This is a genomic window from Leeuwenhoekiella marinoflava DSM 3653 (assembly GCF_900129005.1).
GTDB classification, from domain to species: domain Bacteria; phylum Bacteroidota; class Bacteroidia; order Flavobacteriales; family Flavobacteriaceae; genus Leeuwenhoekiella; species Leeuwenhoekiella marinoflava.
Genome location: NZ_FQUN01000003.1, coordinates 117,267 through 135,416 on the forward strand (window position 1 = coordinate 117,267; position 18,150 = coordinate 135,416).

Annotated in this window: 13 protein-coding genes and 1 pseudogene; 2 read left to right on the top strand and 12 right to left on the bottom strand. The window is 35.8% G+C overall.

Translation table 11 applies throughout. From position 1 onward, the window contains the following. Position 1: 1 nt before the first annotated feature. The 4 genes from BUB91_RS00565 to BUB91_RS00580 are packed head-to-tail and all read right to left on the bottom strand — an operon-like array spanning position 2 to position 5,019. Positions 2 to 949, bottom strand: a complete 948-nt coding sequence (locus tag BUB91_RS00565; protein WP_073095755.1) for a hypothetical protein — start codon at positions 947 to 949, stop codon at positions 2 to 4. Continuing rightward, entirely contained in the window at positions 950 to 2,641 is a 1,692-nt protein-coding gene (locus BUB91_RS00570) for a DUF6909 family protein (protein WP_073095757.1), read from the bottom strand. Between the two features lie 18 nt (positions 2,642 to 2,659). Next, positions 2,660 to 4,153 carry a GH3 auxin-responsive promoter family protein gene (locus BUB91_RS00575; protein WP_073095759.1) on the bottom strand — a complete coding sequence of 498 codons (1,494 nt, stop codon included), beginning with the start codon at positions 4,151 to 4,153 and terminating at the stop codon, positions 2,660 to 2,662. Beyond that, positions 4,153 to 5,019, bottom strand: coding sequence for a M23 family metallopeptidase (locus tag BUB91_RS00580; protein ID WP_073095761.1), 867 nt, complete (start codon positions 5,017 to 5,019; stop codon positions 4,153 to 4,155). The genes BUB91_RS00575 and BUB91_RS00580 overlap by 1 nt, the downstream gene beginning before the upstream one ends. A 119-nt stretch (positions 5,020 to 5,138) precedes the next feature. Between BUB91_RS00580 and BUB91_RS00585 the strand changes: the two genes are divergently transcribed. Continuing rightward, positions 5,139 to 5,345 (top strand): Sec-independent protein translocase subunit TatA/TatB, encoded by a 207-nt coding sequence (locus BUB91_RS00585; RefSeq protein ID WP_073096364.1) that lies wholly within the window; start codon positions 5,139 to 5,141, stop codon positions 5,343 to 5,345. 80 nt (positions 5,346 to 5,425) lie between these two features. Here the strand turns inward: BUB91_RS00585 and BUB91_RS00590 are convergent, their stop codons facing one another. The 3 genes and pseudogenes from BUB91_RS00590 to BUB91_RS00600 all read right to left on the bottom strand — a co-directional run bounded on the left by BUB91_RS00590 (position 5,426) and on the right by BUB91_RS00600 (position 9,223). Further along, on the bottom strand, positions 5,426 to 6,394 hold the full coding sequence (locus tag BUB91_RS00590; RefSeq protein ID WP_073095763.1) for a DUF4837 family protein: 969 nt from the start codon (positions 6,392 to 6,394) through the stop codon (positions 5,426 to 5,428). An 18-nt stretch (positions 6,395 to 6,412) separates the two neighbouring features. Further along, positions 6,413 to 7,950 (bottom strand): annotated as a pseudogene (locus BUB91_RS00595) (transglycosylase SLT domain-containing protein). Between the two features lie 85 nt (positions 7,951 to 8,035). Beyond that, a complete protein-coding gene (locus BUB91_RS00600) occupies positions 8,036 to 9,223 on the bottom strand; it encodes a phosphoglycerate kinase (RefSeq protein WP_073095764.1) in 1,188 nt (395 codons plus the stop codon). Between the two features lie 139 nt (positions 9,224 to 9,362). On the opposite strand from BUB91_RS00600, the gene BUB91_RS00605 reads away from it, so the two are divergent. Then, positions 9,363 to 10,511, top strand: coding sequence for a DNA polymerase III subunit (locus BUB91_RS00605; RefSeq protein ID WP_073095766.1), 1,149 nt, complete (start codon positions 9,363 to 9,365; stop codon positions 10,509 to 10,511). Positions 10,512 to 10,557: 46 nt separating this feature from the next. Here BUB91_RS00605 and BUB91_RS00610 read toward each other — a convergent pair whose 3' ends face one another. From BUB91_RS00610 to BUB91_RS00630, 5 genes are all read right to left on the bottom strand, one after another. After that, positions 10,558 to 11,121, bottom strand: coding sequence for an OmpH/Skp family outer membrane protein (locus BUB91_RS00610; protein WP_073095768.1), 564 nt, complete (start codon positions 11,119 to 11,121; stop codon positions 10,558 to 10,560). Between the two features lie 211 nt (positions 11,122 to 11,332). Then, positions 11,333 to 12,175 carry a class I SAM-dependent methyltransferase gene (locus tag BUB91_RS00615; protein ID WP_241652546.1) on the bottom strand — a complete coding sequence of 281 codons (843 nt, stop codon included), beginning with the start codon at positions 12,173 to 12,175 and terminating at the stop codon, positions 11,333 to 11,335. Positions 12,176 to 12,231: 56 nt separating this feature from the next. Next, a complete protein-coding gene (gene mnmG, locus BUB91_RS00620; RefSeq protein WP_073095770.1) occupies positions 12,232 to 14,109 on the bottom strand; it encodes a tRNA uridine-5-carboxymethylaminomethyl(34) synthesis enzyme MnmG in 1,878 nt (625 codons plus the stop codon). A gap of 79 nt (positions 14,110 to 14,188) precedes the next feature. Then, positions 14,189 to 14,602 carry an rRNA maturation RNase YbeY gene (gene ybeY, locus BUB91_RS00625; protein WP_073095772.1) on the bottom strand — a complete coding sequence of 138 codons (414 nt, stop codon included), beginning with the start codon at positions 14,600 to 14,602 and terminating at the stop codon, positions 14,189 to 14,191. Further along, positions 14,595 to 17,987, bottom strand: a complete 3,393-nt coding sequence (locus tag BUB91_RS00630; protein WP_073095774.1) for a hypothetical protein — start codon at positions 17,985 to 17,987, stop codon at positions 14,595 to 14,597. Before BUB91_RS00630 ends, ybeY begins: the two co-directional genes overlap by 8 nt. Positions 17,988 to 18,150 lie beyond the last annotated feature (163 nt).

Genomic DNA, 18,150 nt, shown 5'->3' on the forward strand with positions numbered 1-18,150 from the left:
TTTACAATTCGTTTTTGAATCGCTTTTTAAAGCGATTCAATGCATGGTAGCAAACAAACAAAAAGACCAGTAAAACCGGAATAATTAAAACCAATACACTTCTTAAAGATATCTTTTCAACCCAAGCGGACTTAGAATATACTTTGAAAACAGCATCTAATTTTGTTACTTTTTGCTCTAAAATTCTGTTATTAAGCAGTAATTCTGTCTTAGAATTGAGAATCGCACTTGTTGATGAATTCTCATTATTTGCTAAAACATTAAGCGATGTGTTTCCCTGTTTTAAGGCGGCAGAAACATTAGTAAGCACACTGTCTATCTGACGAATGGAAAAATTATTAGCTTCTATTTCCTTTTTCATGCTTGATACAGCTGCTATTCTTTTTTGCTGTAAAAACGTATTGGATTCAAGATATGCCATAACTGCATCCAGATCTACTAAAGAATCTGAAGCGACGAGGACAATGCGATGTAAATCATAAGCGGGAGCATACAAAGGTTTATCGTAAAACGCAGATTTATCTGAATAATTCTCAGAAATTCTGGGAATAATATCCTGCGGCAAATCTTCCAGATTCTTTAAAACACTTGTAATATCTTCAATAGGTTCAACAGCAATTTTCTTTAGATTTTCGGTTGAAAAATCAGTACTAAATTTGTGATTTTCATTTTTTAAGCTTTTTTCAATTTGCTCAACTTTTCCATAGAGATAAGCGGTGCTTTTTACATTAGGAGCAACAAGTATTTCTGCAGTTTGTAAGGGCTTAATGAGCTTTGATAAACCATAGCCCACAACCACTCCCAGAATAATCAGACCAATAATGATGAGCGCTTTTCTAACAATAAACCGACCAAAACGATAGGCATAAATCAAGCACTTTTTAAACAGATTTCGCATCCCTCTAAAAAGATCAAACAGATCTATATCTTGATTTTTGTCTTGGCTCATTTAGTCTCTAAATATCTGTTCTAGAATTTGCTCAGTGATTAAATAAGTTGGTTTAACACCCGTAGTTCCTAATCCCCCTGAAGCCAGTGTACTTCCTGTTTCTAACGGGTTATCTGAAGCATAGTACGCATAACGTACTTTCACCTCATCGCTGATACTTCCGCGTAATTTTGCAGCTGCCTGAATCGCTTTTTGATAATGTGCGCCTTCCATCTCCAGACCTATAACATTCCAGGTGCTCTCGTAAAAGAAGCGCAAAATATCTCTGTTTTGAAGTGAAGTCCCTAGTACGGTAATCATCGCTCCATCAAATACTGAAATCCCGTGACCTTCCAAATCCTCTTTTTTAAGTTGGTTTTCAAACGGATAATTATCTGCAGTCCCTTCAAATAAATGCGCAGAAGGAATCATAATATCGCCTTTTCCGCCTTCTAAAATTCCGGCTTTACCCATTATAGAAACCGACTTTACATCAAGATGCACCGTTTTACGTTTGTCTTCATAGGGCTTCAGCAACTCTTCCATCGTCTCGTATGCCTGCTCACCAAATGCATAATCCATCACGATAATAACCGGCTCTTTTCCTTTTATATACTCCGTTTTTGAACAGAAATTATTTTGAGCCAAATCTAGCTTTGCCGTGTCAAATATTTGCACGTCAATGTTGGTCCCACTCTGATCTGGAATGAAGAGCATCCCATGTTGTTGTGCGGTTTTCTCAACGCGTGAACGCAGTTTGCCACTGCCGGCATTGCTCAAGGTCTCGTAAATCTCCAGGTTGTTCTTTTTAACCATTTCTTTAGCTAATGCAACCGGAGCAAAAAGCGTATTCATCACACTGTGCATATTGGCACTAATGATATGAATAGGTCTTCTTAAAAGATCTTTATTTTCTAGTTCTTTTTTAATGTTATCAGCCCAAACTTCTCCGTGAATGTGATGTCCAAGACGCTCCCGTAAAACCGGTGAAAAAGTAACTAAACGCTTATCGTTCTCCACAATTTCTTCAATTGCGCGTTTACCCAGCCAATACACTAGTTTTAAAAAACGCTTTTCATTATTAGGTGCCGAAAATTTGCTGTAAATCGAAGAAACCTCGTGAAAAGTTCGGCCTAAAATATTTGCGGTGTGGGTTAATGCAATCTCGCGATCTTGCTGCGAAAGTGGCTCTTCTGCAAGAACGGCTTTCTCCAGTTTTTGCCAATCGCGGGTGGTATGCCCCTCTTCATTAATCACAACACGTTTCATAATCTTGTGTGACTCTACAAAAAGAAATGTAAGGTGCGTCAAAATATCATAAATCTCAGAGCGACCTCTGGTGATTTCAATATTCATTTGCTCATCATCTATGCGGTAGCAATTGCGACGACGCTTAGGCGGAACAATAGGTTTAAAATGTGAATCTTTATAACCTTCATCACTTGTGAGATTGATATACCTGCACTCCTCAATACCTTCCGGAAGGCGATCAATTACATAAAGCAATCCATTTAATTCTACTTTTTCTTCGGCAATGGTACCGTAGATTTCAGGACGAAGAATTAAAAGTGCTTCGCGTAACGTTTCGCCAGAAACACCCATTGGTTTATAAAAACCTCTGTTAAACAAATGCCGCATGGTAATATACATACGCTCAATAGCTGCAGAGCTTTCTTGAGAACGGGTTCGATCTTGTTGTTTTATTAAACTCATTAAATCAAATATACTTTTTTAAAAATCAAGTTTGTCGAGGGCATCTGCAATAGTGCGATCGTTTGATAATCTAGGCAGTTTATTTTGTCCGCCCAATTTTCCTTTTGACTTCATATACGCATTAAAGCCACCCTGCGGAATTACTTTGATTTCTAATGTTTTTAAAATTTTTCCTGTTATTAAATCTTTATAATAACTGTTTTGTTCCTGAAGCTCTTTGTCTATCGCATTTGCGAAAGCTTCAAAATCTTCTGGCTGAGTATCAAATTCTATAAACCACTCGTGATACGGTAAGCCAGTTTCCGGATTGATTTGCGGTGCTACGGTAAATTCACTTACCTGAGCTTTAAATTGGCTCGCTGTGCTCGCCAGAGCTTCTTCTACCTCCTTACCTATTACATGCTCTCCAAAAGCCGAAATAAAGTGCTTTATACGTCCCGTAACAACAACTCTATGAGGTTTTGTTGAAGTAAACATCACCGTGTCACCCACATTGTAAGCCCACAATCCGGCGGTTGTAGAAATAATCATCACATAATTTACACCGATTTTGACTTCGCCTATGGTTAAACGCTGCGGATTCTTATTAAAAAATTCGTCTGCTTTTATAAACTCATAGAAAATACCTGAATTTAAAAGCAGCAACATCCCTTTCTCGTGTTGTGAATCCTGAAAGGCAAAAAAACCTTCACTTGCGGGATACAACTCGATACTATCAACTTTACGACCTATGAGGTTTTCAAACTTTTTGCGGTACGGCTCATAATTAACACCGCCATAAATAAACAGGTTAAAATCTGGGAAAATGTCTCCAATATCTTTTCCGGTTTTAGCCTGAAGTTTTTCAAAATACATTTGCACCCAAGGTGGAATACCGCTAATCACGCTCATATTCTCAGGAAGAGTTTCTGCTACAATTGCATCAACTTTAGACTCCCAATCTTCAATACAATTAGTTTCCCAACTTGGCATTCGGTTTTTCTGAAGGTAACCGGGAACATAATGCGCCACAATCCCAGATAGTCTTCCGGTCTTGATGCCATTTTTTACCTGAAGCTCTGGGCTTCCTTGTAAAAAAATCATTTTACCATCTACGAACTTACTTTTTCCGCTTTCGGCGATATAATGCAAAATTGCATCACGTGCTGCGTTAACGTGCATCGGCATAGATTCACTCGTAATAGGAATGTATTTTGCTCCAGAAGTTGTCCCTGACGTTTTAGCAAAATACTCTGGCAATCCCGGCCATAAAACATCAGGTTTGCCGCCAACTACTTCTTCAACATAGCTTTTCAACGCCTCATAATCCCTTATAGGAACCTGTTTTGCAAAATCTTTATAAGACTGTATGTTGTCAAACTTATGGTCTTTTCCAAAATGGGTATTTGCAGCATTTTTAATCAAATACTCAAAAACCTTCTGCTGAGTTTCTTCAGGATTTGCACTCCATTTTCGTGTCTGCTTAGCAATGTATTTAGCAAAGATTTTTGCTGAAAAAGATTTAATAGACATTATTCAAATGAAATATAATTAGTAGGATCTACTGGGTACCCGTTGTTCCAGAGTTCAAAATGTAAATGCGGTCCGGTAGATAATTTTCCGGTAGAGCCGGCGGTTGCGATAACCTCTCCTGCTTTTACCAAATCACCCTGATCTTTTGTGAGCGAAGCGTTGTGTTTATAAACCGAAATCAAATTATTACCGTGATCTAAAATAATCACATAACCTGTTTCTGCTGTCCATTCTGAGAAAATAACGATACCATCAGCTGCAGCTTTTATGGCTTCATTCTTAGGGACAACTACATCTACGGCATAATGCTTTTCTTCTGCGTCATAACCTTGGGTGATATTACCTTTCACTGGTGGAAATAATGAAAAACTAACTGTTGAAGATGCGGGTTCAAAAAGATTGTATCGATCTTCATTAGCAACCTGTTCGCGCAACAAACTATCTTCTTTAGAAATCTGAATATCGAGTCCGCCGGTATCTCTAGGTTCGATAAGTAAAATAGAGTCTTTATTAAAATCTACCTCATCCACATCACCGGTAAGTACCTTTTTTATGCTCGAATAATATTGCTGGTTTATATCTAGCTGACGCTTTAAAGAATCAGTCTCAAACATCAATTCTGTCGCTTGGCGTTTGAGTTTCACCGAAGAATAACCCGGTATGTATTCGCGAAGCGGAGTATAAGCAATTAAAAAGGTGGTTAGCGCGATAAGAATTATAATCGAAAAGCCAACAACTATAAAAACATTGAGGCGCGTAAGCTTGAATGAAACACGCTCTTCAAACGTATCTTCATTAAGAATAAGTAGCCTGTATTTGTGTAAGAGGCGCTTTTTAAACTTCTTTCTTTCTTTAGATTTTGCCATAAAAATCAATAGTTAAGCAAATATAAAATTTAAAAGGCATAACCCGACTGCTAAAGTTTTCAAAGGAAATGTCTATTCTTACGAATTCTTGTTATATTTACGGTCTAAATTATCATGATATGAATGCATTAGCAATATTTTTAGGAATGGTAGGGCCTTGGCAGATAGGACTTATCGTGGTTGTAATACTTTTACTTTTTGGAGGAAAGAAAATACCAGAGATGATGAGAGGGTTAGGAAGCGGGATTAAAGAGTTTAAAGATGCTTCTAAAGATGAAGATGCTCCACATAAATCTGACGAAACAATCGAAGAAAAAAAGTCTTAACTCTTAACGCGTTTAAGAGTATAAAAAAAGCCCTTTAAGTTTTACTTAAAGGGCTTTTTTCTTGTGTTCTATTTTATGGATTAGTCTACAAATTCTACTGAGCGTAAAATAGATTCCAATTCAAAAATATTATCTCTTTTATTTGCTGAAGGTTTAAACACAAAACCTTCTAAAACTAAATATCTGTTGTTCTTTTTATCGTCAACAGTGAAGTTTACAAAAGGTCCTGCCATAAAGCGACCTTTTACTTCCCACATACCTTTCATTTGGTAGGCCGGTTTCCCGTCTATTGTAGTTTCACTTAGATAAGGAGCAAAAGCTTCTTCAGTAATAAAGCGCATTCCTTCAGTTACCGTGATATTATCGCCGCCTATAGAATCACGCATTTTAATCAACGAGCCTATGATATTAGAGTCTTTATTGATGAGATTATAAGGTACTTCGTAAACTGTGATGTTCATATCCCCATTAGGAATATCTTTTCTAATCCAGAAAAAGTCTGGGTCTTCTTTTGCATAACGATACGCTGACGGAAACTTCATAGTAATCCCAAAAGCTTCAGTTAGAGGCTTGTCTTCTTTAAGTGATAAACTTATACGTCTAATTTTTTCTGTAATCTCAGCATTTTTATACGTGTCAACAATCTTAGCACTATCTTTTTTGATGAGATTTATAATCTCTTCTTCTGTAGGGCCTTTAAGAATAATACCCGTTTGAGGACGTGCATATTCGTCTTTAACAACTTCTAATGATGCAGTATCTGCCTGTTCCACTTTTAGAAACGTACGTTGTTTCCGCATAAAACCAGAAAATGCCTCATTGGGCATCTGATTGATCTCAAACATAGGTTCTACCTGAGGTAGACCATTTACGGGACCTGCTAGTTTTTCTCTGATATTTTCACCTACCAGACCAGACCATAAATCATTAGGCATTACAACCGTAAGATTGTTCAATCCGCCAGAAGATGCGGATAATATCTTACCTTGAGGTTTGTCATTACAAGCTACGAGAGCAAAAAGAAAGAAGGCTAAAAGTAGTTTTTGCATAATAAAAATCTATTGTAGTTAGTTAGCTATAACCAAGGTCATCCCTGGTTTTAGTTTAGTACCACTAATATCGTTCCAAACTTTAAGATTTTCTGCACTTACGCCAGGAAATTTACGGGCGATCTTCCATAAACTGTCTCCACGTTGCACTACATATTTCTTTTCACCACTACTTACAACAGATTTTGAACTCCCTTTAGAAGGGTTTGTAGCCATAGGTTTACTTGGGTATAAGCTCAATCGCTGTCCTATTCTTAGATTATTAGATCTAAGGTTATTCCATCGTTTTATTTGCGAAACGCTTACACCATATCGAGAAGCGTTTTTTCATCACGCTCCAGCTCCTTTTTTGCAGTATTGTAAATATTTTTTTCATTAGCTACGAAAGGTCCTATTGCAGTAATAGGCAAACGCAAATAGTACTTTTCTTCTTTAACATAAGGAATTACATCTAGCTTATAAGCAGGATTTAAAAACTGAATTTCATTTAAGGAAACTCCTGTATACGCTGAAACTTGCTGAAGGGTGATGGTCTCTTTAACCCGAATGGTATCGGTTTCAAAATAATTTACATCAGGTTGAGCCGGATGATACCCATGTTCTTCGGCATATTCAAAAATGTACATCGTGGCCAAAAATGCCGGAATGTAACCCGCTGTTTCACGTGGTAAATGATGACGAATATTCCAGTAATTAGTTCGCCCGCCACTGCGGCGTATGGCTTTACTCACATTACCAGGACCTGAATTATAAGAGGCTAATGCTAAATCCCAATCCTCAAAAATCTCATAGAGCTTAGATAAATATTGCGCTGCAGCTTCCGTAGAAAGAATAGGATCCATACGCTCATCTACATAAGAGCTAACGTCCAAACCGTATAACTTACCGGTGTTGAACATAAATTGCCACATACCCGTAGCTCCAACACGAGATTTTGCGCGTGGCCTTAAAGCAGATTCTACAATTGCTAGGTATTTTAATTCGAGCGGCATATTGTGCTTATCAAGCGTTTCTTCAAAGCCTGGGAAATAAAAATGGGACAATCCCATCAAACGCTCTAAAGTAGGTTTATGACGCTTTAAATAGCCTTTTATGACATTCTCAAGTGAGCGATTGTACTCCACATTAAATGGAGTGCGTGCATCAAGCTCTGCTAAGCGTTGTTTAAGAACTTCGGTAGTGAGTTCTGGATAATCTACATCTTCATAGTCAATATCATTTACTATAGCAGATATAGAGTCGTAAAGTGTACCTGTTGTAAGCTCTTCCATCCAGAGTCTATCAATCTTTGCGGCATATTTACGATCATTCAGGTTTTGCAGGGTACTGTCCCACACCACTTCTTTATATAAAAAAGGCTGCTTTTTCTGGGCAGTATTGCTTCTAGCAATTTCCTGTTCCATTAAAAGCAGCTTTTCTTTTAATTCTATAGTATCAACTATTGGAAGTGTTCTAGACACATCATATGTATCAAGACTTGTCGGTTTCTTTTGAGCATTTAAGCTCATTGTGGTCATGACTACAAGTGCACAACCTAGACGATAACGTTTTTTCATACCTCTTTACAACGATAAAAATGCGAAAGTCGTATTTTTAAATCGAAATCTAAAACGCCAAATTCATTCAGTATTGCGAAGCTAATTAATCACGTATTGCAGCAATACCCGGAAGCTCTTTACCTTCAAGCATTTCTAGCATTGCGCCACCACCTGTAGAAACATAACTTACTTTATCTTCAAAACCAAATTGTTTTACAGCAGCCACACTATCACCTCCACCTACAAGAGAAAAGGTTCCATTCTTGGTAGCATCTGCAATAGCATTTCCTAAAGCGATTGTACCTTTTGCAAAAGGCTCCATCTCAAAAACACCTAAAGGACCATTCCAAAGAATTGTTTTACTGTTTGCAACAACCTGAGCAAAATTTTCTAAAGACTTAGGACCTGCATCAAGACCTTGCCATCCATCAGGAATGCTGTCTATTGGCTCTACTTTTGTATTTGCAAATTCAGAGAAGCTATCTGCCGCAAGAACATCTACAGGTAAATGAACATTTACATTTTTCTCTTTTGCTTTTTTAAGAATTTCTAATGCCAATTCTTGTTTATCATCTTCACAGATAGAGCTTCCTATCTTTCCGCCTTGCGCTTTGATAAAGGTATAAGCCATACCACCACCTAAAATTAGGTCATCAACCTTGTCCAATACATTTTCAATAACCGTGATTTTAGAAGAAACTTTAGCTCCGCCTAAAATAGCCAATACTGGCTTTTCATTGTCGTTAAGCACCTTATCAATGCTTTCAATTTCTTTAGCTAAAAGGTATCCGAAGCATTTATCTTCTGGAAAAAACTGAGCGATTATAGTCGTTGAAGCGTGTGCGCGGTGAGCTGTACCAAAGGCATCATTCACATAAATATCTCCCAATTTTGAAAGTTGCTCAGCAAAATCTTTATCTCCATTTGTCTCTTCCTCGTGATAACGTAAGTTCTCTAAAAGAAGAATCTCTCCCGGCTCTAATTCAGCTGCTGCTTTTTCTGCAGTTGCACCTACACAATTTTCAGCAAATTTAACCTGAACACCTATGATTTCAGAAATCTTAGCAGTGATATGCTTTAAAGAGAATTCTGGTTCGTTATCCTTCGGTCTTCCTAAGTGAGACATTAAAATAGCAGAACCACCATCTTCTAAAACTTTTAAAATTGTAGGTTTTGCAGCTTCAATACGAGTAGCATCTGTAACCTGGTGATTTTCATCTAAAGGAACATTAAAGTCTACACGAATTAGTGCTTTTTTATTTTTAAAATTAAAATCTTCGATGGTTTTCATGAATTCGTTATTTGTGATTTCAGTAATTAATTAGTAGTTTCTCTTTGAGAGAAAACACGCCATTCAAGGGCGTGCTGTAGCTAACAAATATAACAGATAGGTTCAAAAAATACGTTACATTTCTGTTATATTTGAGCCCATGTTATTTCAAACTATACTCGGTCAGAATTTTATAAAAAAACACCTCACTACCAGTGTTGACCGCAAACGCGTGGCTCACGCCCAATTATTTGTAGGTACCAGCGGTAGCGGCGTCTTACCGTGTGCCATCGCTTACGCACAATATTTAATTTGTAGCAACACCGAAGGTGAAAATACCGGTGGCTCTACTTCTTGCAATTTAAAGTTTGACCATCTGGCTCATCCTGATTTGCATTTTGCCTATCCTGTGGCAACCACAGATAGCATAAAATCGCATCCAGTATCTGATAATTTTGCAAAAGAATGGCGCAGTTTTATAAAGCAAAATCCTTACGGAAGCCTTTATGACTGGCATCAGCACATAGGTATTGATAAAAAACAGGGAAAAATAGGTGTAGATGAAGCCCATGATATCGTCAAAAAACTTTCTTTAAAATCCTACGAAGGAGGTTTTAAAGTGATGATTATCTGGATGGCTGATAAGATGAATAGCGCTGCTTCTAATAAATTGCTAAAGCTTATAGAAGAACCGCCACAAAAAACGGTTTTTATACTCATTGCCGAAAATGAAGATCTCATTTTAGACACTATAAAATCACGCTGTCAAATACTTAAATTTCCTCCTTTAGCAGCAGAAGCTTTAGAAACAGCACTCATAAATGAGCACAATTGCAATGCTTCGGAAGCTAAAAAACTAGCTATAAAGGCACACGGAGATTACAATCTGGCAATGCATTTACTAGATCACAGCAGTGATGAAGAAGAATTTGAAACTTGGTTTGTAAGCTGGGTCCGTACAGCATTTAAAGCTCGCGGAAATAAAAAATCTATCATTGATCTAATATCCTGGAGTGAAAGTATTGCCTCAAAAGGAAGAGAAACTCAAAAGAATTTTTTAGGCTACTGTGAAGATTTTTTTAGGCAAGCCATGCTACTGAATTACGGTGCTACCAATCTCGTATATTTACAACCGGTAACCCAATTTGAACTCGCAAAATTTGCTCCATTTATTCACGGAAACAATATAGAATCTCTTATTGAAGAGTTGCAAACTGCTGCTTACCACATAGAACGCAACGGAAATGCGAAAATCATTCTTACAGATCTTTCTATAAAACTTACCCGTTTATTACACACTAAAGCATAAAAAAAGCAGCCAATGAGCTGCTTTTCAGTTTCTTTTTTAAAACAAATTATTCTACAGCTGTTGTATCTGCAGAAGCTTCCGTTTTAACAGGTTCAGTTGAACCTGACGAATAATGCTTATTTAAAGCTTCTAAAACTTTGTCTGTAATATCTAATTCAGATTTACCATAAAGCACATTACCACTTTCATTTTTACCGTAAATAAAATCGTAACCGTTTTCTTCACCATAGTTATCAATAAACTTTCTTACTTTACTGATTACTGAATCTACAGCTATCTGACTCTCTTGTTGAATCTGACCGCCACGGCTTTGTTGCATTTGTTGAATTTCTTGTTGAAGTGTTCCTAATTCTTGCTCTTTTGCCTGGCGTTCTGCAACACTCATGGATTGTGCGTTTTTTTGATACAAATCTACTTTAATTTGAAAAGCTTGAATTTTTGGTTCTAAATCAGCTCGTACATCATCTGTAAGTTTGGTGTATTTATCTTGAACTTCTGTCATTTCTGTATAATCCTCAAATAACTTTTGAGTATCAACAAAAGCTGATTTTGATTTTGAACAACCGATAAGGCTTAGTGCAATTAATAAAATGCTAAATGTAGTTTTCATAAGTTTTTTAAAATTTGGCGTAAAAGTAATTAGTTGGTTTAAATAAGAACTCTATTCTTCAGAAATAATATCTATTTATAAAATCTATTTTAATTTAATCAAAAATAACAAATTCCTATTAAAATTAAACCCCTCAGAGCTTATCTAAGAACGTTTTGATGATTTCTAAATAATAACTAAAGCTTTAGCCTTAAAACAGCTTTAAAGAGGCTTATTTATCTAAATTGATTCTTTTGAGTACATAAATAAGGGAAGAATACTCGCCAGAACGATTTGCCTTTAAATTAGAGCGTAAACCATTAATAAATGCCGGAATAAATTTTAATTGAGAACCTTTGTATTTTTCTGAAAGTAAGCTCACATAAAATGAATCAAAGATTAAAGGTTTTTGATCTATAACTTCAAATCCGTTTTTACTAAAAAGTTCATTTATACTTTTAGCTGAAAAGTGATGCAAATGTCTAGGCACATCCCAAGCTGCCCAGAATTCTTTATAAGCTTTAGCGTCGTAAGAATTAAAATTGGGAACTGCTATTATAAGTGTTCCATTTTTATCAAGATGCTTAGCTAACCAATTCATTTGTTTTTGAAGATCGGGTACATGTTCTAAAACGTGCCACATTGTAATCACATCAAAAGTTTGCTCCCCTAGTCCACTTTCATCTGCATTTAATGAAAGATCTTTTGTCGCTGCATGAGTTCTTGCGATTTCGCTGGGTTCTATTCCTTCAACTTCCCAGCCTTCATTTTTTGCAATTTTTAAAAAATCACCGGTACCAGCACCAATATCTAAAAGTGATCCTGTTATTGAATAATTAGAGATAAGTTTCAGCTTTTTCTTCAACATATAACTTTTTACAAGCTGATATAATTTTTCGACAGCGCCTTTTTTGGAATCGGTGTGAGAAATATAATTTTCGCTTAAATAATACTTTTCAATATTCTGAGGAATTGGATTTGTACTATACATATCCAATTCTTCATTATAAATAAGATCAAATTTTTCTTTAGAAACAGAATGATCTTTGATATTGATTTTAGATTTTTTATTCAAGGAATGTTTACTTTTTTCTGAATTTTAAACTGATTGTTTCACGTGGAACTATAAATTCATCTTCCCATGTAAACCAACATAACCGAAATATCACTTGGTGAAACTCCACTAACTCGTGAAGCTTGAGAAATAGTTGTGGGTTGGATTTTGGTTAATTTTTCACGCGCTTCATAAGACAATGATTTCAACTTCGTATAGTCAAAATCAGCAGGAATCTTTATATTCTCTAAGCGCTGTAGTTTATCTGCATTCGCTTTTTCTTTTGCGATATAACCAGAATATTTAATTCTAATTTCTGCTTGCTCTAAAACTTCAATATCCAGATTATGTTCTGCAACGTAATCTTTCACATCATTAAAAGATAACATATCATTGAGATCAATCTGAGGACGACTAAAGATTTTAACCATCTTATCAGATTGCTTCATTGGCGTTGTACCCTTCTCAGCTAATACAGGATTTGCCTCTTCCGGAGCAATACTTGTAGTATTGAAAAAATCTACTAGACTTTGAGCTTCACTTTCCTTTTGTTCTAAAGCACGCATACGCTCGTCATTAGCGAAACCTATTGCATGAGATAAAGGCGTTAACCTACTATCTGCATTATCCTGACGTAAAAGGGTTCTATACTCTGCACGAGATGTAAACATTCTGTACGGTTCTTTAGTTCCTTTAGTGATCAAATCATCAACTAAAACACCGATATAAGCTTCATCTCTTTTTAAAATAAAAGGATCTTTTTCCTGAACTTTTAAGCTAGCATTTACACCTGCAACTAATCCTTGAGAAGCTGCTTCTTCATAACCTGTAGTTCCATTAATCTGACCTGCAAAATATAATCCAGAAACCAATTTGGTCTCTAAAGTATGACGCAATTGTGTAGGTGGAAAGTAATCGTATTCTATTGCATAACCGGGTCTAAAAAACTTCACGTTTTCAAAACCTGCGACTTGACGCAATGCTTTAAATTGAACTTCTTCTGGTAAAGAAGTAGAGAAACCATTCACATAATATTCAATCGTATTCCATCCTTCAGGTTCAACAAAAAGTTGGTGACGATCTTTATCTGCAAAACGGTTAATTTTATCTTCGATAGAAGGACAATATCTAGGTCCTGTACTTTGAATTCTTCCATTAAACATGGGTGAACGATCAAAACCTTCGCGAAGCAAATCGTGAACTTCAGGACTTGTATAACTCATCTGACAAGACCGTTGATTTGTGAGTGGTTTAGTCACATTACTGTAACTAAATTTCTGCGGATTGTCATCCCCAGGTTGCTCTATCATTTTAGAGAAATCTAAACTTCTACCATCAACGCGTGGCGGAGTTCCGGTCTTCATTCTCCCGGAATCAAAACCTAAATCAATAAGTTGCTCTGTAATACCAGTTGAATTTCGTTCTCCTGCTCTACCTCCACCAAATTGTTTATCTCCAATATGAATTAATCCATTTAGAAAAGTACCGTTAGTAAGAATAACAGATTTGGCCTTTATTTCAATTCCTAAAGAAGTACGAACACCAGTTACGCGATCTCCTTCTACTAAAAGACCATTTACCATCTCCTGATAAAAATCGAGATTAGGAGTGTTTTCTAACATCAAACGCCACTCTTCTGCAAAGCGCATACGATCACTTTGCACACGAGGACTCCACATGGCGGGACCTTTACTTTTATTGAGCATTTTAAACTGTATAGCTGTACGGTCTGAAACGATACCACTATAGCCTCCCATTGCGTCAATCTCGCGTACAATCTGCCCTTTAGCAATACCCCCCATAGCCGGATTACAAGACATCTGTGCAATGTTTTGCAAATTCATAGTAACCAATAAGGTGCTGCTCCCTGTGTTAGCTGCAGCAGCTGCGGCTTCACAACCAGCATGTCCTCCTCCTACTACAATAACATCATATGTCTGATCAAAAAAACTCATTGTTCCACGTGAAACATTTAATTATACTTCCTTTAAAAATGGGCGCAAAGATACTTAAAATAAAGGCGCTAGCAATAACTTAGGTATTCCATAGAATAAGACACTCATCTTCCTTAGCTCGCATGATATTCTTTTCTTTATTTGTCTTATCACCATATCCACACATATGTAATAACCCATGAGAAATTACACGAAGTAATTCCGTATTAAAAGACACCTCAAATTGCTCAGCATTTTCAGCTACACGATCTGTACTTATATAGATCTCGCCATTCAAAATTTTATTTTCAGTATAGTCAAAAGTGACTATATCAGTAAGCGTATCATGGTTTAAAAACTTCTTGTTTATATCTAAGAGAAAATCATCAGAGCAAAAAACATAACCTAATAAATCGATACCATAAGACTCTTTCAGAGCAATACCCTTTAACCACTTCGTAACGCGTTCTTCATTATCAAGAACGAAATCATTTTGACTACTAAATTCAATCATTACTTTCTTTAAAATATTCTTTTACTCTACGTTTATAATATCCATCCAAGGGCAATTTATCACGGTTTAATATCTCCTGAGAATTGAAATACTTTTTAATTTCAGGAAGTTCATTAGTCGTATTATTTTGAAAAGATGACGTATTGGAATTAGATTCCCTTTGATTGTTTTTGTCTTTTTTATTTTCAGCATCTTTTAACTTTAAAAATTGCTGAATCACATCACTCATACGCTTTTTGGCATTCTGAGAATTACCAGATAAAAGATCTTCTTGAATCAGATCTAATTGCTCTAAGGCCTTTTTTGCCTCTTCCTCTAATCCATTCTTTTCAATCAAATCTTGCAACTGATTACGTATCGCTTCTTGCTGCTTATAAACTTCATATTGTCTGGCCAATTCAGTTTCAGAAATTCCATTTTCTTCAGCACCACCTGTTCTATTTTGGCGTCCAGAATTTGCTCCATTTTCACCTTCTCCTTTACTACCTTTCTCTCCAGAACTTCCTTCTTTAGCCTCTTCTTTTCCCATTGCTTTTTTATCACCATCTTCTCCTAATTTATTTTGCAATTCCTCTTGAGACATTATAATATCAGAAAGTTGCTTGCCGGCACCTCCGCCTGCATTAGGAATTGGCATCGGCATACCACTAGAACCAGAACCCATAGCAAGAGATAATTGCTGATTCATATTATCTAAAATATCAGATAACATATCTGCTAATTTATTAGCCCCCGCAAACACATATTGCTGACTAGAAACCCCTTTTACAACATCATTATCTGCTAATCGCTCTAAGGTTTGATCCAAATTATAAGTAATCGAAGTCAATTCTTTATTGATGTCTTCTTCAAGAATTGGGTTGCGCAATGAAAGCACAAACAAACTATCATCAATATGCTTAAAATTTTCTTTTAAAGTATTCTGATGCACTAAATATTTTGAGAATGCCGGATTTGAATTGTTGATGTTTTGAAACATATCTTTCAGATCTTCCTGATCAAAAGAGAACACCATAAGGTTATCTAATATTTGCCGAAGCATTTCAACATCTTCTTCTAATTGTTGAGCGCCTCCACCTCCAGCACTCATCTGTTGCATCATTTGCTCCCCCATTTTTTGCATCTTCTTACCAGCATTTTTTTGATTCGATTTTGTATCTTTCTGTTGTTGAGATTCCCTTTCAGTATCTTTTGGTTCAGACTTAAGTTTATCTAAAGCTTCTTGCTGTTCTTTTTCGATATCCCTTTTCTGATCTTTGTTATCCGGAAGCTCTATAGGTTGCTTCAACTCCTCATTTTCCTTATCCAAATTATCCAATTCTTCCTTTAAATCTTGAAAATCTTTATTCAACTCTTTTTGTTTTTCAGCAGAGGAAGACTCCTTTTTAAGACCCTCCTGAACTTGTTCTTCACCCAGCTTTTTTAGTTGTCTTCCTATACGGTCAGCTTTGGTCTGAATAAAAAATCGCTTGGTTAATTCCAGTAACTGCTCCATACTTCTGCTAGAGTTCTTACTATTCTTACTCATCTTATCAAGGCGATCTTTAAGCTCTTCATCATCCATCATATCTTGCAATTTATCGAGCTCATCAAGTAGTTTTTCTTGCTCTTCTAACTGCTTTTCATTATTCTCGATCCTCTTTTTTAAAAGTTCATTTGCAGGGGATTTTTCTTCACTTAACTTATCAAGTTCGTTAAGACTATTCTTTAATTTTTCAGAATAACTTTTCATTAAAATCTCCTGAGATTTCTGGCGCTGTAAGAAGGATTTCAGTTTACGTTTATCGTTAAAATCAAGACTGTTTTTTTCTTTCTGTAAATTTTGTAATTCTTTTAGGTCGCGCTCTTGTTCCTGCATTTTAGAAACAGATATATCTAAACCATTAATACTGTTCTCTTGGAGTTCTAATTGTTTTTCTATTGCTTCATCTTGGGATAATGAAGCATAGCTTTGTACATCAGACCGTATAGCTTTATAACCGTTTGGAGCATCATTATCTCGAACTTCAAAGTAATAATTATAACCAACTCCTTTCTCTAAATCTAAATTTCCAGGGAATGCAGTGTAAAATTGATCAACTGTACTTTGATTTATCGAAATTGGTTCTGCTTTCTTATTATTTAATTGATTATCAATATAATAAACTAATTTTAAATCTTTTAAACCATAATCGTCAGAAACAATACCCCTAAAATAAGTTTGTGTGTCATTTAGGCTATCTTTTTTTATGGTCAACTCCAATTCTGGATACGCATCTCTTATAACGTCAATTTTATAATTCAGTTCTTCATAGCGGTGCAGGTTAGAATTACTTGTTGCTATACTGTAATCTGTATTGTTGAAAAAACGTTTTGAAAAAACGAATTGTTTCTTTTGCTGATTAAACAAATAAATAGAATCACTAATCCATTCTAACCTATCCGCATTACGGGTATCAATATTCCAAGAGATTTTGGTTCCTTCGGGTATAGCGACCGAACCGGTATTTTGTATCGTTTCAGCGCTTCGATTTAAATAAACCGGAAAATCCAAATGCATTTTAAAATCTGAAATCAAGGGCGTCTTAACAACCGGAAGATTATGGGTGGAAGAATTAAAACCATTACCTGAAAACTGAAACTTTAAATCTTCAGTTGCTTGTTCTACGGTATAAGAAAAACGACCTCCTCCCCTATTTTTCATTAGGTAGGTTATACCGTTAAGATCTAGACTTACCTCTTCAGGAATTTTATCTCCTTCAACCTTAGCTAGAATTTCAACAGATTTTCCTTCAATAATATTTCGCTCTTCATTAAGCAGCACAAATTGAAAAGGTGCCGGCGGAATGTATTCTGTTTTATAATCCAAAACACGTTCTGCGCTTTCGCTAAAAAAAGAAGTGCCTTTACTCAGACTTATAGCAACAAAGACTAAAACCGGAATCAAAGCGTATTTAATATACTTTGCATTCTTTTTATAATTAATCGCAAGTGAAAAAGGAACCGCCTCGAGCTCTTTACTTTTTTGTAAAATACTAGCCTGAATCAAATCTGAATCACCAAAAGTATTTTTAAGCTGTAATGTGTTTAGTAATTTGTCACGCACTTCAGGAAAATGATTTCCTATAAGTTTTGAAGCGCTGTTGTAATCAATTCCTTTAGAAAGTTTAAATAATCTGAATAACGGAATTAAAATCAATCTAACAAGGAGCAATAATTCTACTCCAATAAAAGACCAAAATAAAAAGGCTCTTCCCCACCTACTAAACCAGAAAAAATATTCAATACCTACAATCAGTAAAACATAAGTAAGCCCAATCGCAATAAAAAACAGTAAACCTCTAAGAATCTCATTCTTGTAATATTTCTTGATAAACTGTTCTAATTTTTGCTCTAAAACTTTCATAAACCACTTGGTTTTTTGGTCTCTCTCATTTAATAACTAAAACTACAATTTTATAGTGTAGTGGGTTATACTAAAAGTTACAAGATATTATTGCATAGAATGACTACAAAGTATCCTTTCCAGTTTATAATTTCCATTATCGAGTAAAACAGAAACGTTCTAG